General features: G+C 68.1%; 19 protein-coding genes. 12 read left to right on the plus strand and 7 right to left on the minus strand.

All coding sequences use genetic code 11. The annotated features are described in order from the left end of the window. Nucleotides 1-147: 147 nt before the first annotated feature. Both AC1DZV_RS07585 and AC1DZV_RS07590 read left to right on the plus strand, forming a co-directional pair. Entirely contained in the window at nucleotides 148-1,779 is a 1,632-nt protein-coding gene (locus AC1DZV_RS07585) for an FAD-dependent oxidoreductase (RefSeq protein WP_476953353.1), read from the plus strand. A gap of 54 nt (nucleotides 1,780-1,833) precedes the next feature. Next, nucleotides 1,834-3,174, plus strand: coding sequence for a cytochrome P450 (locus AC1DZV_RS07590; RefSeq protein WP_476953354.1), 1,341 nt, complete (start codon nucleotides 1,834-1,836; stop codon nucleotides 3,172-3,174). A gap of 99 nt (nucleotides 3,175-3,273) precedes the next feature. On the opposite strand, the gene AC1DZV_RS07595 is transcribed toward AC1DZV_RS07590, so the two are convergent. Continuing rightward, the gene (locus tag AC1DZV_RS07595; RefSeq protein WP_476953355.1) at nucleotides 3,274-3,585 is read right to left on the minus strand and encodes a hypothetical protein; all 312 of its coding nucleotides are present in this window, start codon (nucleotides 3,583-3,585) and stop codon (nucleotides 3,274-3,276) included. A 209-nt stretch (nucleotides 3,586-3,794) separates the two neighbouring features. Further along, nucleotides 3,795-6,350, minus strand: a complete 2,556-nt coding sequence (locus tag AC1DZV_RS07600; RefSeq protein WP_476953356.1) for an AMP-binding protein — start codon at nucleotides 6,348-6,350, stop codon at nucleotides 3,795-3,797. A gap of 214 nt (nucleotides 6,351-6,564) precedes the next feature. Here AC1DZV_RS07600 and efeO point away from each other — a divergent pair, with 214 nt between their 5' ends. From efeO to AC1DZV_RS07620, 4 genes are all read left to right on the plus strand, one after another. After that, the gene (gene efeO, locus AC1DZV_RS07605) at nucleotides 6,565-7,485 is read left to right on the plus strand and encodes an iron uptake system protein EfeO (RefSeq protein ID WP_476953357.1); all 921 of its coding nucleotides are present in this window, start codon (nucleotides 6,565-6,567) and stop codon (nucleotides 7,483-7,485) included. After that, nucleotides 7,482-8,894 carry an iron uptake transporter deferrochelatase/peroxidase subunit gene (gene efeB, locus AC1DZV_RS07610; protein ID WP_476953358.1) on the plus strand — a complete coding sequence of 471 codons (1,413 nt, stop codon included), beginning with the start codon at nucleotides 7,482-7,484 and terminating at the stop codon, nucleotides 8,892-8,894. Before efeO ends, efeB begins: the two co-directional genes overlap by 4 nt. Nucleotides 8,895-9,050: 156 nt before the next feature. After that, nucleotides 9,051-9,389 (plus strand): ArsR/SmtB family transcription factor, encoded by a 339-nt coding sequence (locus AC1DZV_RS07615; RefSeq protein WP_476953359.1) that lies wholly within the window; start codon nucleotides 9,051-9,053, stop codon nucleotides 9,387-9,389. After that, entirely contained in the window at nucleotides 9,389-9,838 is a 450-nt protein-coding gene (locus AC1DZV_RS07620) for an SRPBCC family protein (RefSeq protein ID WP_476949367.1), read from the plus strand. Before AC1DZV_RS07615 ends, AC1DZV_RS07620 begins: the two co-directional genes overlap by 1 nt. Nucleotides 9,839-9,928: 90 nt before the next feature. Here the strand turns inward: AC1DZV_RS07620 and AC1DZV_RS07625 are convergent, their stop codons facing one another. Together AC1DZV_RS07625 and AC1DZV_RS07630 are read right to left on the minus strand one after the other, a co-directional pair. Beyond that, the gene (locus AC1DZV_RS07625; RefSeq protein WP_476953360.1) at nucleotides 9,929-10,468 is read right to left on the minus strand and encodes an N-acetyltransferase family protein; all 540 of its coding nucleotides are present in this window, start codon (nucleotides 10,466-10,468) and stop codon (nucleotides 9,929-9,931) included. A 23-nt stretch (nucleotides 10,469-10,491) separates the two neighbouring features. Beyond that, nucleotides 10,492-10,752 carry a hypothetical protein gene (locus tag AC1DZV_RS07630; protein ID WP_476953361.1) on the minus strand — a complete coding sequence of 87 codons (261 nt, stop codon included), beginning with the start codon at nucleotides 10,750-10,752 and terminating at the stop codon, nucleotides 10,492-10,494. 181 nt (nucleotides 10,753-10,933) lie between these two features. Between AC1DZV_RS07630 and AC1DZV_RS07635 the strand changes: the two genes are divergently transcribed. From AC1DZV_RS07635 to AC1DZV_RS07645, 3 genes are all read left to right on the plus strand, one after another. Further along, nucleotides 10,934-11,191: a hypothetical protein gene (locus tag AC1DZV_RS07635; protein WP_476949364.1), complete on the plus strand. Its 258-nt coding sequence runs from the start codon at nucleotides 10,934-10,936 to the stop codon at nucleotides 11,189-11,191. A gap of 256 nt (nucleotides 11,192-11,447) precedes the next feature. Continuing rightward, nucleotides 11,448-11,777, plus strand: a complete 330-nt coding sequence (locus tag AC1DZV_RS07640; RefSeq protein ID WP_476953411.1) for a GNAT family N-acetyltransferase — start codon at nucleotides 11,448-11,450, stop codon at nucleotides 11,775-11,777. A 173-nt stretch (nucleotides 11,778-11,950) separates the two neighbouring features. Then, complete coding sequence (locus AC1DZV_RS07645; protein ID WP_476953362.1) at nucleotides 11,951-12,496, plus strand: hypothetical protein; 546 nt, start codon at nucleotides 11,951-11,953, stop codon at nucleotides 12,494-12,496. Nucleotides 12,497-12,501: 5 nt separating this feature from the next. On the opposite strand, the gene AC1DZV_RS07650 is transcribed toward AC1DZV_RS07645, so the two are convergent. Both AC1DZV_RS07650 and AC1DZV_RS07655 read right to left on the minus strand, forming a co-directional pair. After that, a complete protein-coding gene (locus tag AC1DZV_RS07650) occupies nucleotides 12,502-13,821 on the minus strand; it encodes a carboxylesterase family protein (RefSeq protein WP_476953363.1) in 1,320 nt (439 codons plus the stop codon). A 12-nt stretch (nucleotides 13,822-13,833) separates the two neighbouring features. After that, nucleotides 13,834-14,541 (minus strand): FadR/GntR family transcriptional regulator, encoded by a 708-nt coding sequence (locus AC1DZV_RS07655; protein ID WP_459384976.1) that lies wholly within the window; start codon nucleotides 14,539-14,541, stop codon nucleotides 13,834-13,836. A 123-nt stretch (nucleotides 14,542-14,664) separates the two neighbouring features. On the opposite strand from AC1DZV_RS07655, the gene AC1DZV_RS07660 reads away from it, so the two are divergent. From AC1DZV_RS07660 to AC1DZV_RS07670, 3 genes are all read left to right on the plus strand, one after another. Next, on the plus strand, nucleotides 14,665-16,074 hold the full coding sequence (locus AC1DZV_RS07660) for an SLC13 family permease (protein WP_476953364.1): 1,410 nt from the start codon (nucleotides 14,665-14,667) through the stop codon (nucleotides 16,072-16,074). 82 nt (nucleotides 16,075-16,156) lie between these two features. Further along, nucleotides 16,157-17,422, plus strand: coding sequence for a CaiB/BaiF CoA transferase family protein (locus tag AC1DZV_RS07665; protein ID WP_476953365.1), 1,266 nt, complete (start codon nucleotides 16,157-16,159; stop codon nucleotides 17,420-17,422). Next, entirely contained in the window at nucleotides 17,416-19,017 is a 1,602-nt protein-coding gene (locus AC1DZV_RS07670; RefSeq protein ID WP_476953366.1) for a carboxyl transferase domain-containing protein, read from the plus strand. Before AC1DZV_RS07665 ends, AC1DZV_RS07670 begins: the two co-directional genes overlap by 7 nt. Here AC1DZV_RS07670 and AC1DZV_RS07675 read toward each other — a convergent pair. Then, nucleotides 18,990-19,736: a lipoate--protein ligase family protein gene (locus AC1DZV_RS07675; RefSeq protein WP_476949357.1), complete on the minus strand. Its 747-nt coding sequence runs from the start codon at nucleotides 19,734-19,736 to the stop codon at nucleotides 18,990-18,992. The two genes, AC1DZV_RS07670 and AC1DZV_RS07675, sit on opposite strands and share 28 nt — an antisense overlap. Nucleotides 19,737-19,748: the final 12 nt, after the last annotated feature.

The raw sequence follows: 19,748 nt of genomic DNA on the forward strand, positions 1-19,748 counted from the left end.
ACACCGGACAGGACATAGGACACGCGGCGCTCAAGTTCCCTCGCCGAGAGCCTCCGCAGCTTCGTCGTACCCGGCCGCAGGCCTCTTCCGCGGCCAGCCCGCGAGACTTAGACTCGATTGGCTTGAGCAAACAGGGAGAAGTTCGGCATGAGGCTCGTCGTCGATCTCACTAAGTGTCAGGGTTACGCACAATGCGCCTTCCTCGCCCCGGAGGTCTTCACGATCCAGGGGGACGAGGCACTCACCTACGACCCGGACCCGGACGAGGCCCAGCGCACGAGGATCCGGCGGGCCGCCGCGGCCTGTCCCGTCCAGGCCATCCGACTCGACCAGCTTGAGGAGCCGCACAGGCCGCGGCCTCCCGTAAAAGCCCCGGGAACGGCCGCTGCCGCCGGGGGCAACGGGGGCACGTTCCTTCGATCCGGCAGGATTGTCATCGTGGGCACGTCACTGACCGGGCTGCGCGCGGCGGAGCGGCTGCGCGAGGAAGGGTTCACGGGCTCGCTGACTCTCATTGGTGAGGAAACGCACGAGCCGTATGACCGGCCGCCGCTGTCGAAACAGGTCCTGGCCGGGTCGGTGCGGTCCGATGACACGTCGCTGCCGCGCCGCCGGGGAATCGACGCCGACTGGCGCCTGGGCGTCGCGGCCACGGGTCTGGATCTCGCCGCCAGGCAGGTGCATCTCGCCGACGGCGGCCGGATCGGATTCGACAAGTTGTTGATCGCCACTGGCGTGCGGGCCCGGTCCTGGCCAAACGCGGCGGAGGCGGCCCTGGCAGGCGTGCTGACCTTGCGGACCCGGGAGGACGCGGCAACGCTTCGGCAGCTCCTGGCCGCGCGCCCCCGCCGGGTCCTGGTCATTGGCGCCGGGTTCATCGGCTGCGAAGTCGCTTCGGTGTGCCGCGAACTTGGCCTGCCGGTCACCGTGGCGGAGGCGGGCCCGGCACCGCTCGGCGCGGCGCTCGGCAGCGTGATCGGTGCAATTGCCGGAGAGCTGCAGATCGAGAACAGCGTGGATCTGCGCTGCGGCGTCAGGGTCCTTTCACTGGAAGGCGATGCCGGCGGACAGCTGCGCCGCGCCCGCCTCTCCGATGGCACAACACTTGACGTGGACATCGCCGTCGCCGCGCTCGGGACCGTTCGTAACGGTGACTGGCTCGCCGGCTCCGGATTGGCGAGCGGCGTGTGGGGTGTCGCGTGCGACGCCGGCTGCCGGGCTTTCGACGTCAACGGGCTGGTCACCGATGACGTCTTCGTCGCCGGCGACGTATCCCGCGCCCCGCAGCCGATGTTCGGCTACCAGTTCCTCGCCGTCGAGCACTGGGGCAACGCGATCTCCCAGGCCGAGGTTGCAGCGCACAACATGGTCAGCGGCGAAACGGAACGGTGGCCGCACCTGGCTGTGCCCAAATTCTGGTCCGTCCAGTTCGGCACCGAAATCAAGAGCGTGGGCGTGCCCTCGGTCGCCGATGAGGTCGCCATCGTGCAAGGATCGGTCGGATCCCGGCGGTTCCTGGCCGTTTACGGCTACAAGGGCCGCATCGTGGCTGCAGTGGCGTTCAACCAGAACAAATGGCTTGACTTCTATGAACCGCTGATTGACCAGGCGGCGTCCTTCCCGCCGTCGTTCCACCATATTGACGAGCCGGACGATGCCCAGCCCGTGCCGGCCGGGTTCCAGCCCGCCGCCAACCCCACCCAGGATGCGACCGTCGTCGTGACCGGTCACTATCCCAATGAGCGTCGCGCCAGATTGACTGACCGCCGCCTCCCGTAAAGCGCCGCACCGGAGACCGGCAGCGACCGGCCCACGACCCAAGGAGCCTTCGCCATGGCCGAGCCCAGCACCTGGGAGCAGATCCTCGACTACACCAACCGGGCTAACCCCTACCCGTTCTACGACGAACTCCGCAAGACCCCCGTGAGACGACTTCCGGACGGAAGCTATCTCGTGAGCACCTACGCGGAGATCGCCGCCCTGTTGCACGATCCACGGGTCAGCTCCGACATAACCCGCAACCCGGCTGCCGCCGCGGCGGGCGCCACCATTGGTGAGGACGGGGACGGCGCCGGCATGACGCCGACTTTCCTCAGCATGGATCCCCCCGATCACGACAAGTTCCGGCGGATCACCATGCGGCACTTCGGGCCGCCCACGACGCCTGGCAGGGTGGCCGGGATGGAGGCGCGGATGGCGGAAATTGTCACCGATCTGGTCGACAACATGGCGGACCGCAGCCGGATCGACGTCGTCGATGATCTGGCGTATCCCCTGCCCGTCACGGTGATCTGCGAACTTCTCGGTGTGCCCCCTGGCGATGAACAGCGCTTCCGGGTCTGGGTGGACCTGGCCCTGCAGTCCACCGATCCCGGACTCGATCCCGAAACCCAGCAAAAGAAGAGGATTGAGGCCGGCACGGAACTGCGCGCGTTCATGCAAGAGCTGGTCGATGCCCACCGGCAGGCCCCGGGGACTGACCTGCTTTCAGCGATGGCCACCGATGATGGCCCGGAGGGCCGCATGCCGGACGAACAACTGGTGAGCACCGGGCTCCTCCTGCTCATCGCCGGACATGAAACCACAGTAAACCTCATCTCCAACGGCGTCCTGACGTTGCTCCGCCACCCGGCCGAGCTCCACAGGCTGCGCGCTGACCCCGGCCTGGCCATCCCGATGGTCGAGGAGCTGCTCCGCTACGAGCCGCCCGTGCATTTCGTCCCGTTCCGCACCGCCCTCGACGACATCGACATCGCCGGCACCACCATCCCGGCAGGCGCCTCCCTCACCCTGGTCCTTGCTGCGGGCAACCGCGACCCCGCCCACGTCGCTGACCCCGGGCTCTTCATCCCTGACCGGGCCAACAACCAGCACCTCGGTTTTGGCGGCGGCGTTCATCTTTGCTTCGGTGCGCCCCTGGCCCGGCTGGAAGCGCAGATCGCACTCACCGAATTCGCCACCAGGCTGGAGAACCCGCGGCTGGTCTCGGACCCACCGCCGTACCGGCCGAGCCCGTTCCTGCGCGGCCCCTCCCACCTCCCGGTAGACATCGACGGCGTCCTCGCCCCTGGCCGGGCAGCCGACGGGCTAGCTGCACGCGGCGGCGATCAACTGCCGCGCCAGGGCGAGGCCCTGCCTGGCCGGGCCTTCATCCCCCAGCACGGCGGCCGTTGACAGCGTGCCGTTGAGGACCAGCAGGAGCTGCTCTGCCAAGATCCTCACCCGGGACCTCAGCGGGTAAGCCCCTGCCGACCGTCGCCCGGAAAATGCACTTCAGCGGGTGACGGTCAGCGGCTTCATCGGCATCACGCAGGACACCTGTTCGAGGCGGACGTCGCCAGCGCCCGCCACGCGGTTGTTCCTGCCGGTGTCATCGCACCAGTCAATGTTGTAGGGCACCGCGGTTACGGCGGCATCCCCCGCGGCTGTCCGGGCGGGCACGACAAACGTGTAGGTGAACCCGCCGGCGTCGTTCATGGCGCTGGTGGTATTCACGACTTCCACCCCGGTTGCGTCGGTGACGCTCACCTGGATGCGCGCGTTGTTGCCGTAACGGGGGTTGCAGCCAGCGTCCGGGGCTGCCACCGTCACGCTTTGCCCCGGTGCGGCCGTCGTCGGGGTCAGCGAATAGGCGGGCGGAAAGCATGGCGGCTCCCCGCCCGTGGAGGACGAGCACCCCGATATCAAGGCAGTCAGTACCAATGCGCCAACCGTGGCACGGATCGCGGAGCGCCGCCCGCTGTCTTGCAGACAAGAAACCATGCCGTCAGTGTCGCTGGTACAGCAGTCGGCGCCTACTGTTGTGCTGAATTCGTACCCGGATCGTTGCCGGCGCCTGCCCGCCGTCGGCCAACTACACTGACCACCCGCAGGCAGAGCGCCCAGTAGGCTACCCCCGCGGCCAGCGAGCCTGCCACGGCCAAGGCGGGGCTGATCCCGGCCAGCGGCGGATAGACCACCCAGTGGACAAGGTATGCGTAGAGGGAGGCGCTGGCGAGTACCACCAGGAGGCGGCGGAGGACCTGCGGCACCGGAATGCTGGGGAGCCAGATGAGCAGCAGGATCCCGGCGAGGAGCGTGGCCTCCCGGCCGGGGTTCTCGAAGAATCCTGGAACGGTCAGGACTGCAATGACCGAGACCAGGCCACGCTGTGCGACGGTCCGGGACCGTGCGATAGCCCAGCCCAATGCGAAGAGCCAGAGCGCGGGCGCCGTGTGCGGCACGCCCGGGTTGACCAGCTCATACCGGGTCAGGAGCCCCACGCCGGTCAGCGCCAGCGGAAAGAGCAGGGGGAAGCGCCGCTCGGCCCGGTCCGCCCACGGAATGGCCAGAAGCGCCGTCGCCGCGAGAAGCAGGTAGACGAGAATTTCGATGAACCAGAAGTGCCACTGGGTGCTCACCCCCTCCGGCCCGAGGAAGGCGTTGAGCAGCACGATATTGGCGGGCGCGTAGTTGTCGGTGATCAGGAAGGCCACCGCGATGAACGCCATGCTCGGCACGATGATTCTTGCCACGCTGGACAGCTGCCTCCGCAGCCGCGGGATCCGCTTCCCGGAAAGCTGGAAGCGTGCGAAGTTGTAGCCTGCCACCGCCATGAGCACGTGGGCCGCACCCTGCCAGCTGAACAGCCCAACGTGCGTGCTGACGATCAGGACGATCCCGACGGCCCGCAGCACGATGCTCGTTTCCACGGGCGCAAAGAAGCGTCGACGCGTCCGGCCCGGTGCAGTTCGCGGCGGCACCAGGGCCCGGACCGGGGTCACGTGCCAATCCGGCGGGAGATGGCCCAGCGCCTGTTCCAGCCGTACCGATGCGGCCACGTAGGACAGTGAGTCCCCGCCCAGGGACACGAACGTGTCGCTGTCCGCGATGTCGGCGCACTCCAGCACGTCCTGGAAAATCTTCCGAACGCTGTCCGGAGCATTATTGTCCGGCGCGGCGGTTTCCGTCGCGGGGGCGGGTGCTGGCCCTGGTTTCGGCGCGGACAGGGCCAGGACGCCCCTGTAGTCGAGCTTGCCCGTGGCCAGGCGCGGGAGATGTTCGACGGCGTGGACCTCGAGGGCGGCTCGCGGCAGCCCCATGCCCTGGGCGAGGACCTTGCCCAGCAGGTGCGCGTCGTGGTCGCCTTCAACGGCGACGACGACGCCGTCGTCCGTCCCGGCGCTGGCCGCCTGCACACCGAGGTCCGCCAGGAGCCGCTCCACCTGCCCCAGGTCAACGCGCAGCCCGACGATCTTGACGAACCGGCTGCGCCGGCCCACCACTTCGTAGACGCCCGCCGGGTGCCGCCGGGCAAGGTCGCCGGTGCGGAGTTCCGTAACGGTCCGGCCCGCGGCGAGGTCCGCCGGGCATTCGGCATAGCCAAGCATGACGTTGGCGCCGCTGTAGACAAGTTCGCCGTGCTCCAGCCCCGGCACGGGGTCGATCCGGAACGAGCCGCCGGGCACCGGGATACCCACCGCGCCCGGCACCTCGGCCGCCAGTTCAGGAGGCAGGTATGCCATCCGTGCCGTCGCTTCGGTCTGGCCGTACATCACGAAAAATTCCCAGCCGCTGCGGCGGCCGAGTTCGGCGTATTTCCGCACCGATTCCGGCCCCAGCCGGCCCCCGGCCTGGGTGACGTAGCGCAGGCCGGGCAGATCCATGTCCGCAAACCCGACCCGTTCCAGCAGTTCAAAGGTATATGGAACGGCCGCGAAGGACGTGGCTCCCCGGCGTCGGAAGAGCTCCCAGAAGCACGGATCAACCACGGAAAGGCCGGTCAGGACCAGCCCGGCGCCCCGGAGCAGGTGGCTGTTGATCACGGACAACCCGTAACAGTAGGACATCGGCAAAGTCGTCACGGCCCGGTCGTCGGGCCCGATGTTCAGGTACTGGGCAATCGACTCGGCGTTGGCCTGCAGGTTCGCATGCGAGAGCCGCACGAGCTTGGGCGAGCCCGTGGATCCGGACGTGCTGAGCAGGAGCGCGAGGTCCGGGTGAAGCTCATGGCGGGTGCCGGTCCGGCGTTCGTCCAGCAGGAGCTGACCGTTGCCGGATTGGACAACGACGTCGGGGTCGTAGGCCGCAACGAGGGATTCCAGGGCGGCCGGCTTGTCCTCCGGCAGGAGGATCAGCGGGTGGCCGCCGGCCAGGCCCGCCAGATAGACCACCAGAGAGTCGACGTCGTTGGCTGCGGCGAGCGCCACGAGGCGCCGCGKGGCGCCAAGCCGGCGGGCGAAGGCATCGACCCGCTCCGCCAGCTCCCGGTACGTCATTGCCAGGGTGTCAGTAAGGATGGCTGGGCTGTCCCCGTAGCTCGCAAGATCGGCGGCAAAGGGCACCCGCATGAAGTCAAGCTGCGTGGTCACCCGGACGATGTTATTAGATTAGGCTTACCTAATCCAAATTAGGGTACGAAAGGTTTGCGTAATCGCCGCGAATCGGTATCCTCTTTACTTAGGTGTACCTAAGTCGGGTCTGCCTCGGCGATGTTGCCAGGACAGCCCACACGGTCCCGCACCCCTGCCTCCGCTCCCCCACACCGCACCGCACCGCTCCACCCCACCGATCCAAGGAAACACCATGCCCAGCATCCCCCTGCCCAAAAACGCCCCCCGGTTCCGGAAGACGCTTGCCCTGTTGGCCGCGGCAACCACCGTTCCGCTGGCCCTGGCCGGCTGCATGGGCACCCCAAAGGACCCGGGCGCCGCCGGACCCATCCAGGTCACGAGCAGTCCCGCCGTCGACGCCCACCTTCAGGGCCTGCTGGACACCGGCACCCGGCAATACTCCGCTTTCGTCGTGGATCAGACCGATCAGCTGGTTACCGGCACGAGGGCATTCGCGGCGGCTTACGCCGCCGGCGATGCGACGAAGGCCCGCGGGCTCTATGCCGCCACGCGCACGCACTGGGAGCGCATCGAGCCGGTCGCCGAGTCGTTCGGGGACCTGGACCCCAAGCTCGATGCCCGTGAAGCCGACCTCGAACCCGGCCAGGAATGGACCGGCTGGCACCGGGCCGAGAAGGACCTGTTCCCGCCGGCCGGCTACACGCCCCTCGCACCGGCGGAGCGTGCCGCCATCGCCACGCAGCTTGTTGCCGACACCGAGGACCTGGCCCAGCGGACCCGCACTGTGGAACTCTCCGCGGACAAGATCGGCAACGGCGCCAAGGAGCTCCTGGACGAGGTGGCCACCGGCAAAGTTACCGGGGAAGAAGAAATCTGGTCCCACACCGATCTCTGGGACTTCCAGGCCAACATTGACGGAGCCCGGACCGCCTTCGAGAGCCTGTTGCCTGCGCTGCAGCAGAAGGACCCGGACTTGGCCGAAGCGCTCGAGGCCAAGTTCGCTGCCTTGCAGGCCGGGCTCAAGCAGCATTCCACCGGCGCAGGCTTCGCCTACTACAACGACCTCAGCCAGGACCAGGTGCAGCAGCTCGCCTCCCTGGTTGATGCCCTGGGCGAGCCCCTGGCCAAGCTCACTTCGGCAGTAGCCCCGTGACCGGCCGCCCCTTCGGCGCCAACCCCCGCCGGGCCCCCGACGGCGGTGCCCCCGAATCAGCTTGCGCACCGGAACCAGCCAAGGCGCCGGGAGCCGCCGCCATGCCCGCGCCGCCGGCAGCCCCCGGTTCGGGAAAGGGCGGGCTGTCCCGCCGCGGGCTCCTGTCCCTGGCAGGAGCCGGCGGCGCGGGCGCCGTCGCCGGTCTGGCGGCTGGCTTCCTCAGCCACGACGCCGTCGAGGCCGCGGCAGTCCCAGTGGCAGAGCCCGGCGACATCATCGCCTTCCACGGTGACCGGCAGGCCGGCATCGTCACGCCGGCCCAGGACCGCCTTCACATTGCAGCCTTCGACCTCATCACGGAGGACCGTGCAGAGCTCACCCGGCTCCTGAAAGACTGGACGGCCGCCGCCGCGGCGATGACCGAGGGTCGCAGCACGGGCGGCAGCGGCGCCGTCGATGGCCCCTACGACGCCCCGCCCGAGGACACGGGTGAGGCCCTGGACCTCGGGGCCGGCAGACTCACCCTCACCTTCGGGTTTGGCCCCGGCCTGTTCGAGAAGGACGGCAAAGCCCGCTTCGGACTCGAGGGGCGCCGCCCGGACGCCCTGATCGACCTGCCACACTTCCCAGGCGACGACCTCCAGCCGGGACGCACCGGCGGCGACATCGTAGTGCAGGCCTGCGCCGACGACCCCCAGGTGGCCGTCCACGCGATCCGCAACCTTGCCCGCATCGGCTTCGGGCTGACGCGCGTCCGCTGGTCCCAACTCGGCTTCGGGCGGACGTCCTCCACGTCGAGGTCACAGGCCACCCCGCGGAACCTCTTCGGCTTCAAGGACGGCACCAACAACCTCAAGGCCGAGGACACCGCTTTGCTCGAGGAGCATGTGTGGGCAGGCCAGGGAACGCGCCCGGAAGAGGGCTGGATGGCCGGCGGCACGTACGTCGTGGCGCGTCGGATCCGGATGCACATCGAAATCTGGGACCGCACCTCACTGCGGGAACAGGAAGCGCTGATCGGGCGCACCAAGGGCGCAGGGGCCCCGCTCTCCGGCGGCGAGGAATTCACCGCCCCCGACTTCCAGATCCAGGGTCACGGCGGGGAACCACTGATCCCGCTGGACGCCCACGTCAGGCTCGCGCACTCGAGCCAGAACGACGGCGTCAAGATGCTCCGGCGCGGCTACAACTACACCGACGGCTCGGACGGCTTGGGGCACCTCGACGCCGGACTGTTCTTCATCGCGTTCGTCACGGACCCCAGGACCCACTATGTGCCCATGCAGCTGGCCATGGCGAAGGAGGACACGCTGGCCCTGGAATACCTCAAGCACACCGGCTCGGGCCTGTTCGCGGTTCCGCCTGGCATCCGGGCGGGAGGCTTCATCGGCGAAGGTCTCTTCGCATGATGGCGGCAGTCACCGGTGCGGCATGCCGCCGGGCCCAGCCGAACCCGGCGAACTCCACGGCCCCGATCTTCCGGACCCCAGCACCAGCGGACCCGGCAGGCTGACAGGCAGCCAGAAAACTTGACCCGTAGGAAATATCCTACCTATTATTGGTCCGTGCCCGTCAGAACGAAGGATTCTCCCGCTGACCTTCTCTTCGGAGCGTTGGCTAACCCCACCAGGCGGGACATTCTGACGCTCCTCCTGGAGGGGCCACGAACCGSTGGCGAGATTGCCGAACGATATGACATGGCGCGACCAAGCGTGTCCGAGCATTTGAGGGTGCTGCTCGATCGGAACCTCGTCTCGGAGGAGCGGAGGGGACGGACAATTCGATATTTACTGACACCCGAGCCTCTTGCCGACGTTGCCTCGTGGCTGTCGCCTTTCGAGAAGTTCTGGCGCGCCCGCCTAAAAGACCTGAACCATACTCTCGAAAACCTGAAGGACACCTGATGTCATTGACGTTGACGGCCATAGAGCTCGACGAATTTCTCCCCCACCCGCCCGCAAAGGTGTGGAGGGCGCTCACGGAACCGGCCCTGATCGCGGCGTGGCTGATGGAAAACGACTTTGAACCCGTCGTTGGGCACCGCTACACCATGCGCGGGACTCCTGTCCCGGCCGTAGGCTTCAGCGGTCTTGTCGCCAGCGAAGTTCTTGAAATTGACCCCGAACGGCTCCTGCGGATCTCCTGGCGGGACGCAGAAGCGGGCAACGACCTGAACAGCACAGTCACGTGGACCCTGGTCCCCGAGGGGGCAGGGACACGACTGTTCCTCATCCACGAAGGATTCGACCCGGAAGAGCCGAGCCATGTGATCGCTCACCGCATTATGGGTGGCGGCTGGCGCGGACAGATCCTCAAGAAGCTGACGGAAACGTTGGCCCAGATCGGGGAGTAAGGACCAGATCGGGGAGTAAGGACTCGTCAGGTTGAGGCGCTGGCTCTGAACACGGCGCTGGACGGGAGCCTGACGCCGGGGAGTCCTCGGTTAGCGCCCGGCGGGGAGGATCCGGCTGTGGCGCTTCTCGGCCACCGCCGGATCGAATCTCGTATCTTCCAGAGCCCCTCCGTCGTCGAGCCAACGGCGGTTGGTGTAGAAGCTGATAGCCCGATCGTTGCCCTTCTCCACCCAGAGAAATGCCCGGTCATAGCCGAGTTCGATCAACTGTTGTTCCGCGGCCGCGGCCGCGAACAGGACGGAACCTACGCCCTGCGCCCACCAGTCCGGATGCACGTTGATCGCGTGGAGCTGACCGGTTCCCGGGTCCGGGTCGCCGGCAGCAGGGCCGAGGATGGCGAACCCGGCAACCGCATCGGCGCTTTGGACGACGAGGTGAATGGTCCCTTGCCTGGGTTCGAGGATGTTTCGACGCCAGGCGGATGCCGCGCGGTCGACGTCGAGACCGTCCAGGTACTCATCGGTCATGACGCCGCGGTAAGTGGCCCGCCAGGCCGCGATGTGGATCTCGGCCAGCCGTGTGGCGTCGTGCACTGTTGCGGCCCTGACACTGATGTCCGGTGTGGTCATGGTCCGGAATCTATCAACTGCGGTCACCGGTGCCGGGCGGCGCGCGCGAGGCGGCGGGCAAGGTAGCCGATGACGAGGATGCTGGCTGCGGCGAGGAGCCACGTGCCCGCGGATCCAAGGGCCGGGCCGCTCGTGCAGGTGCTGGCGGCGCCGGATTCCGCCGTGTAGTCGATGCACTCGCCTGTCCGAAAGCCGAGAAGCAAGGCGTCGACGGCGATCACTAACAGGATGGCCCAAGCCCAAGGCCACGTCTTGGGCGGCCGGGGCTGGGACGCTTCCTCCACGATTCCTCCTCCGCAATCGCAACGGCAGCTCCGGCCGGTCGAGCACTTGGCTGACATCACACTAGGGCCGATTCCGTCAGCGCGGTACCCTGCATTAACACCGTGTCGGCCTCCACCGGCCACGTCGACCGCTGCGGACCGGGCCGGCCGAACGGAACCGTTTTCTGGAAAGGTCCACGCAATGTCAGAATCTGATCTTTCGGCACTCCGGGAGCGGGCTGCCCGCGGTGACAACGACGCCATCGGCGAGCTCATCGAGCTGGCCGCGGAGCGGGAAGACTTCGACGAGCTGCGGCGCCTCTCCGACGGCGGCAGCCGCGACGCTGAGGATCAGCTGGTTGAACTCGCAGCTGAGAAGGAAGATCTGGATGAGCTTCGGCGTCTGGCATCTGCGGGCAATACGGACGCGGCCGAAGTTCTGGCCGAGCTCACTGAGTAAGCACTCCCGTATTGCGGCCGGGTCACCGCAGCTGAAATTGACTATGTCAATAGTCGCTGCAGCCTCTATGCTGCGCTGAGTCGCAAACGCGGCATCAACTCTGGGGGTTTGAAATTGGACCTTAGTCTGCTTGTTGCGGCTCTTTACTGGGCCTTTCCGGTGGCGGCGGTATTCGTCCTGGCGCGAACCGTATTCCGGCTGAACACGTATCTGAAGCTGCGGATCGCACAGCTTCCATAGCCGTTTCGCCCGGTTCCTGGCCGACGCCTCATGGTGCCTCCCGGTGGCTCCGGCACGCACCCGGCTGCTCGGCTATGGCCTCGCTCAGGATTTCGGGCCAGGCCTGCGGGCTGACTTCACGACGGGCCGGGTCCATGACGTCTTTGTAGACCCCGACACGCGTCTGGCCGGCACCGGCCGGGCCCTCATGAACTTCATCTTCGACTGGTCACGGGCCAGGCCACAGCCAATGATCCTGGACTGGCAGGCAAGTCCCTCCGCCATCGGCTTTTACGAGGCACTTGGCTTCACCCCCGATCGTGTGGGCGACTTTCCCGAGTTTCCGGGTTTCACCCTTGACCACTGATCCGGACACGGCGTGCGCTACATTTCTCTCAACCCGGCGACGGCCGGGGCGATGGAGGGGGACCATTGAAAGCGTCAAAAGAGAACGTGCACTCGCCGCAGACGGACTGCCGAGCGTCCCATCAGCGGTCCGCTCGGCAAGCCCGGACGCACCGCTCGGCGTCGGGCCGGCCCGTGGCCGCAACCGTATGGACCGGTGCTGCCGGCACACTGTACTGGCTGGCGGCCAGCGGAGAAACCAGGGCCGTGATGGACGCCGCACCCTGGCTGGTTCTGGTGTCCTGGTTCGTCTATGCAGCCCAGTGGCGGCCGTGCCTCCGCGTTGAGGGCGACGGCTTTGAGCTGGTCAACGGGCTCCGCGACCACTGGATACCCTTCGATACGGTCGAAGACATCGAGGTCGGCTATGCCCTCGCTGTCAGGGCCGCCGGCAAGAAGTACGTGAGCTGGGGCGCTCCCACCCCGCCCGGCAGTTTCAGTTCCGGCTTTGAGCATGTCAGCGATCTGAAGAGCCGGCCGCACAGCATGCTCCCAAGCAATGAGCGCATCCGACAGCCGGAGGTGACCGCCGGCCGGGACGAGTTCGCCAAGGCATGGCATGACGCCCGCGCCGCCGGACTCCACTCCTCCGGCGGAACGGTGACCACAACGTGGAACCGCTCATTGATCGCCGTCGGCATCGCGGCGCTCCTGTGGGTAGTCGCTGCGGTCCTGTTCTAGCCGAATCAGACCGAGCGGTACCGGAGCGAGCCGGGAATCTCTCCCCGGGATCCGAGGCCTTCCCCGTAGGCGAACTGTGCCCACAGCGCCCGCATCGCCCGGCCGTGGGCATTGATCTCGTCCCACGTCGCCCCGGCCAGGAGTCCGGCACCTTCCCACGTCCGTTGGTGGCCGAACAGCAGGGGCAGGTCGACTGTGTGCGCGGCGCCGTAGAGATTTCCCGGTGCGCGCCAGGACAGCACGTAGCTGTGGGCCCGGCCGCCCGCACGTACATGCCGCCTGGCAAACCGTCTGGCCGCTTTGCCGTACACGAGTTCCGTAACCACCCATGTGACCGCCTTGAGCACTGCGCTGCCGACCACGGGAATCCTCGCCACCCGGCCCAGGAGCGGGCTGCGCGGCAGAAACAGCCGGGCTTCCTCCGCTGTGTAGCCGATCAGGATGTCGATCGCCGGGGCAGCGGCATTCCAGGCCCGGTCAAGCCCGGATTCCTCGGGCAGGGGTGAATGCCCGTACTGGATCCCGAACGGCATGGCAGCCATCAGACCGAACCTCCTCGCCGCCCGCGCCACGTCCTCTTCAATAGCGACGACGTCCATCGGCGGAGTCGCGGCGGTAACCGCCTCCGCGGCCACCCCCATGGCGGCGGTCATCCTTTCCCGCCCCCGGGTAATGCCCAGCGGCGCACTTTGAATGATGGCGCGCTGGAAGAGCGACGCCGCGTCAGGGGTCGCCATGAGGTGCGCGACGGCGTCGCCGCCCGCGGATTGCCCGAACGCGGTGACGCGGCCCGGATCGCCGCCAAAGGATCCGATGTTGCGCTGCACCCACCGGAAGGCCTCGATCTGGTCCAGCAGGCCGAGGTTGGCGGGACGGCCGGTTCTCGTGGACAAATATCCGAAGAGGCCCAGCCGGTAGGTCACCGAAACGACGATCACCCGGGTTTCGGCAACCAGCGCTGCCGGGTCGAAGATCGCCAGATCCCCGGAACCGGACGTGTAGGACCCGCCGTGCAACCACACCATTACTGGCAGCCGTTCACCGTCGTGGAGATCGGCAGGCAGGGTGATGGTCAGGCGCTGGCAATCCTCGCTGCCCGGAAGTTCGCCGTAGCGGGTGCCGAGCACGTCATCCAGGAAGGGCACCGCCGCCTGCGGGCACGCCGGAGACAGTGATGTCGCCGCGAACGTCTCGGACCAGTCGGGTGCCGGCGCGGGCGGCTGAAAGCGTTCCGCGGTGGCGTAGGGAATGCCGGCGGCACGCACGACGGCGCCGTCGCGCCATCCGGTGATCGGGCCACACGGCGGATCGAAGGAATGGTTCACGTTTATTCCGGTCTAGCTGTTCTTCAGGAGGGCAACGTCGGAGACAAGATCAATGTGCTCCAGCATCGCCGCCGCGGCGGCCGCCGAGTCCCGGGACCTGATCGCGTCGGCGATCTTGCGGTGGGAGGCGAGCGACTGCTCCGGCCGGCCGGGCTGTCCGAGCGATTCGAGGCGCGTTTCCAGGACCATGCCGGCAATGAAGGTCATGAGCTGGGCGAGGACTGCCGAGTGGGCCGCGGCGGTGACGGCCTGGTGGAACAGCTCGTCGCCGCGTGCGCCGCGGTCTCCCGAGGCGACTTCTGCCGCCATGGCTTCGAGGGCGTGATCGATTGCGTCCATGTCCTGCTCCGTGCGGCGGGCCGCGGCCAGTTCGGCCAGCTTGACCTCCAGCGTGCTCCGCGCCTCAACGATCTCGGGCAGACGGCTCCGGTGTTCGCGGAGGCCTTTGATCACGGATGGAACGTTCGGCCGGTAGACCAGCACCGCTCCGGTGCCGTGCTGGACGTCGATCACGCCAAGCACTTCGAGGGCCACCAGGGCCTGCGCCAGGGTGGCACGCGAAACACCCAACCGCTCGGCAAGTTCCCGTTCGGCCGGCAATGTGTCCCCGGGGCCCAGCTCGGCGGACTCGATGAAGTCCATGATCTGCTCCACCAGCTGCTCGTAAAGCCGGGGCCGCGAAACGCGGGAAATCTGATGCGTTGCCGCCTGCTTTGCCATGCGCGTCCTTCCAGCCTGTCCTGACCCCTAAGACTACCGGAGAACTATTGACAAAGACACCTAGTGTCTAGGAGGCTAGGCCACTAAGCCAGTAACGACCCACTTCGATCCGGAGGAACAACGATGTCCGCTCCCGTCCTGTCCATCATCATCCTGGCGGTGATGTTCCTTCTGGCCACGGTGCTGCCGCTCAACATGGGTGCCTTGGCCTTCGTCGGCGCCTTCCTGCTGGGCTCCGTGGTGCTGGGGATGTCCACCAACGAGATCCTGGCCAACTTCCCCGGTGGCCTGTTCCTGACCATCGTCGGGGTTACCTACCTGTTCGCCATCGCGCAAAACAACGGCACCATCGACCTGCTGGTCCGGGGCGCCGTTCGGCTGGTCGGCAGCAAGGTCGCCCTGATCCCGTGGGTCATGTTCGCCATCACCGCGGTGATTACCGCCGTCGGCGCCCTCTCCCCGGCCGCCGTGGCCATCATCGCGCCGATCGCCCTCAGCTTCGCCGCCAAACACAAAATCAATCCGCTCATGATGGGCATGATGGTGATCCACGGCGCGCAGGCCGGCGGCTTCTCCCCCATCGCCGTTTATGGCGTCACCGTCAACAGCATCATTGCCAGGACGGAGCTGGACGCCAACCCGATGGCGATCTTCCTGGCGAGTTTCCTCTTCAACCTGGCCATCGCGCTGGTGCTGTTTGTCGTCCTCGGCGGCGGCAAACTGCTGTCCACCCCGGGCGGGCGGCTGGTGGAACAGGCCGCAGAAAAGCGCCTGTCCGTCAGCGTGGGTGCCCGCGCCGCCGGCGTCACGCTGCAGGGATCCGGATCCGACATCTCCGCCGCCGGCGTCGCCGCCAAGGGCACCTCAGGCTCCGGTACATCCTCGGCTGCCGGGCCCGTCCCGGCCGGCGCACCTGCGGCAGGCGGCGCCCGTGCATCCATGCCCCAGCTCATCACCATCCTTGGCCTGATCGCCCTGGCCGTCATCTCGCTCGGATTCAAGGTGGACGTCGGCTTTGTTTCAATCACCATCGCGATCGTCCTCGCCCTCGTGTCTCCCGCCGCGCAGAAGGGCGCCGTCAACAAGATCAGCTGGTCCACGGTCCTGCTCATCTGCGGCATGCTCACGTTCGTGGGCGTCCTCGAAGAAGCCGGCACCATCGCATTCGTGTCCGGCGGAGTGGCGGATCTCGGCATGCCCCTGCTCGCCGCCCTGCTGATCTGCTACATCGGTGCCATCGTCTCGGCCTTCGCCTCCTCCACTGCCATCCTTGCGGCCCTCATTCCACTGGCGGTGCCGTTCCTGGCCACCGGCGAGGTCGGCGCCGTCGGCGTGATCGCCGCACTGGCCGTGGCCTCCACGATCGTGGATGTGTCCCCGTTCTCCACCAACGGCGCCCTGGTCCTGGCCAACGCGCCCGAGGACGTGGACAAGGACAGGTTCTACAAGCAGATCCTGGCTTACAGCGGCATCGTCGTCGCCGTCGGACCGGCCGTCGCCTGGCTGGTCATGGTAGTCCCGGGCTGGATGTGAACGCTGGATGTAGCCGACAAATCAACCAACCGCGTAAGCCCACCGCGCGCCCGCCACGACCGACCAGAGAAGGAACACGACCATGAGCACCGAACCCATGCCCGACGCCGAAGCCCCCCTCACCGGCTATCTCGTAGTGGACCTGAGCCGCGCGCTCGCCGGCCCGCATGCCGGGATGATGCTGGCTGACCTCGGCGCGCGGGTGATCAAGGTCGAGAACCCCGGCACCGGCGACGACACCCGCGGCTGGGGACCGCCATTCGTGGGCCCCGAGGATGATCCGCAGGCCACGTATTTCCTGTCCTGCAACCGCAACAAGGAATCCATAGCCCTGGACTTGAAGAGCGACGACGGGCGGGCAGTGCTGCGTGAGCTGCTGGAACGCGCCGACGTGGTCATCGAGAACTTCCGTCCCGGCGTCCTGGACCGGCTCGGATTCTCCGCCGCGCAGATGCACGCCCTGAATCCAGCGCTGGTGGTCCTCTCCATCACAGGATTCGGGCACGACGGGCCCGAATCGCAGCGCAGCGGCTACGACCAGATCCTCCAGGGCGAGGCCGGGCTGATGTCCCTGACCGGATCCGGGCCGGACGATCCGCAGCGGGTCGGGGTCCCCATCGCCGACCTCCTCTCCGGCATCTACGGGGCTTTCGGCACCCTCGCGGCGCTGCTCCAGCGTGAGCGGACCGGCCAGGGCCAGATCGTCCGCACCTCTTTGCTCGCGGCCCTGATCGGGGTCCACGCCTTCCAGGGCACCCGGGCCACGGTGGCGGGCGAAGTGCCGAAGGCCCAGGGCAACCACCACCCGTCCATTGCCCCCTACGGACTGTTCCACTGCCGGCAGGGCAGGGTGCAGATCAGCGTGGGAAGCGAAAAGCTCTGGAAAACGTTCGCCTCGACGTTCGGGATCGACGCCGCGCGGCCGGAGTTCGCCACCAATGCGGACCGCGTGCGCAACCGCGAGAAAGTCATCGAAGAAGTGGAGAGGGTGTTCTGCGATTTCGAGGCGGAGCCGCTGCTGACCAAACTCAATGACGCCGGCATCCCGGCCGGCAAGGTCAGAAGCCTGGACGAAGTCTACGAATGGGAACAGGTCCACTCGCAGGGTCTGGTGATCGACGTCGAGCACAAAATCCTCGGCACCGTGAGCCTGCCCGGCCCGCCGCTGCGGTTCTTCAGCGCCGCCGGCACCAACGAAACCACGTTGACGTCCCACGCCGCACCGCCGCTGCTGGACCAGGACGGGGAGCAGATCCGGCGGTGGCTGGGGCTGACAGCCGGCACCCCAGCCGGCGCCCGAACAGGCGCGGCCACAGTCACCGGCCAGGAAGGTCCCCGGGCATGCTGACCCGGCAGAAGGTCCGGCACCTGGACGCCACCGAGCTCATCGCCGCGGTCCTCGATCCCGGGTCCTACCGCAGCTGGGACGCGCCCGTGCTGGACCCCGATCCCGGCCCCGAGTACCGGCAGGAACTGGCCGCCGCCCGGGCCAGGACCGGCGTGGACGAATCCGTCCTGACCGGTGAAGCCCTGATCCGGGGCCGCCGCGTGGCCGTCATCGTCAGCGAGTTCCGGTTCCTCGCCGGCTCCATCGGCCAGGCCGCCGCGGAACGGATCGTCACCGCCGTCGAACGGGCCACCCGCGAGGGCCTGCCCCTCCTCGCCGGTCCGGCGTCGGGCGGGACCCGCATGCAGGAAGGGACCGTCGCGTTCCTCTCCATGGTCAAGATCAGCGCCGCCGTCCGCACCCACCGCAAGGCCGGGCTGCCCTACCTGGTCTACCTGCGTCATCCCACCACGGGAGGCGTCATGGCCTCGTGGGGGTCCCTCGGCCATATCACCGCCGCCGAGCCCGGCGCCCTGCTCGGCTTCCTCGGGCCCCGGGTCTACGAGGCCCTCCACGCCACCCCGTTCCCGGAGAACGTCCAGACGGCCGAGAACCTTTTCGACAAAGGGCTGATTGACGCGGTGGTCCCGCCCTCGCAGCTGTCCGACGTCGTCGACCGCGCCTTGGGCATCCTGGTCACCGGCCCCCGCCCGCCGGTCGCCGCGCCCGCCACACTGTCCGTGAAGCCGTCCGGCGCCGGTGCCTGGGAGTCGATCGGCATTTCCCGCGACCCCCGCCGGCCGGATGTCCGGCAGCTGCTGGCGCACGGGGCCCGGGACGTGCTGCCGCTCAACGGCACCGGCCAGGGCGAAAAGGACCCCGGCCTTCAGCTGGCCCTGGCCCGTTTCGGCAGGGAATCCTGCGTCGTGATCGGCCACACCCGGCCGCGGGCCGACGGGCCGACGGCGGCTTTGGGACAGACGGCGATGGGGCCGGCGTCCCTCCGGGAGGCCCGGCGCGGCATGCGCCTAGCGGAGGAACTCGGGCTGCCGCTGGTCACCATCATCGACACCGCCGGCGCCGCCCTGTCCCAGGAAGCCGAGGAAGGCGGCCTGGCCGGCGAGATCGCCCGCTCCCTGCACGACCTCATCGGGACCAACGCGCCCACGGTGTCCGTGCTGCTCGGGCAGGGGGCCGGCGGCGGGGCACTGGCCCTCCTGCCCGCGGACCGCACCATCGCCGCGCAGCACGCCTGGCTGTCGCCGCTGCCACCCGAAGGCGCGAGCGCGATCGTCCATCGGAGCACCGGCTTCGCCGCGGCCATGTCCGAGGCCCAGGGCGTCAACGTCGCGTCGCTGCACGCCAACGGACTTGTGGATCACATCGTGGACGAATGCCCCAACGCCGCCGACGAGGCCCTGGCCTTCTGCAGCCGCCTCGGCCGCGCCATTGAGTACGAACTCGCCACGCTCTCCACCGCAGGAGTCAACGAACTGCTCCCCCTGCGCCTGGCGAAGTACCGCAACCTGGGCAGCGTTCTTGCACCGGTGGAGGGACGCCGCCCGGCGGTGTCACCGCTGGATGAGGCTCAGAGCAGGCTCGAGAACTCCGCGTAGCTGAGCGGGGCGTAGCGTCCGTAGGCGGCGATCACCGCGGCCTCGACCGCATCAACGTCGAGGCCCGGCACCAGGTCATCGGCCGCGCCGGCCGTCGCCGGGTCCCATTCGAGGCCGAGGGCGGCGTAACTGGCCTCCAGGACCGCGCGGATCGGGGCGGAGTCCGCCACCACGATCACGGAACTGAAGAGCCAGCCGCCGGCGACCACCCGCTGGGCGGTGCCGACCAGCTTGATCCGGCGTTCAGGGACCTCCGGGTCGCTGCCGTGCACGCTGAACTCCCCGGGGCAGTACTCCCCCGGGATCTCGCCGACGCCGGCATCCACGCCGGCGTCGCGCAGCGCCCCGGCGAGCAGTTCGCCGAACCGCGAAAACCTCCCCTTGGCCCCGGCAATCGCGTCCGCATCGGGTTCCAGGTGGTCGATGACGAGGGTTCGCTCGTGGTACGCCGCCGCGCGGCCTCCGGCCTTGCGGACCAGCGGCTCGAAGCCCAGCTGCCGGCAGGCGTTGGCGGCGGCCTCGAAGCCGGGCAGGTGCGTGTCGCGCTGGCCGAAGGCGACCGTCGGAACCGGCCGGTACAGCCGCAAGGTGGGACCGAGTGAACCGGTCTTGACCTTCTGGAGGAGCCCGAGCGCGAAGTCGAGGTCGGCCGCGGCGCCAAGTGATTCCTGCTGCCGCACCACCGTCAGTGTCCGGGACCCGGCTGGCGCCTGCGGCATGTTGTTATGCTC

Source organism: Arthrobacter sp. P1_D12 (assembly GCF_056406175.1).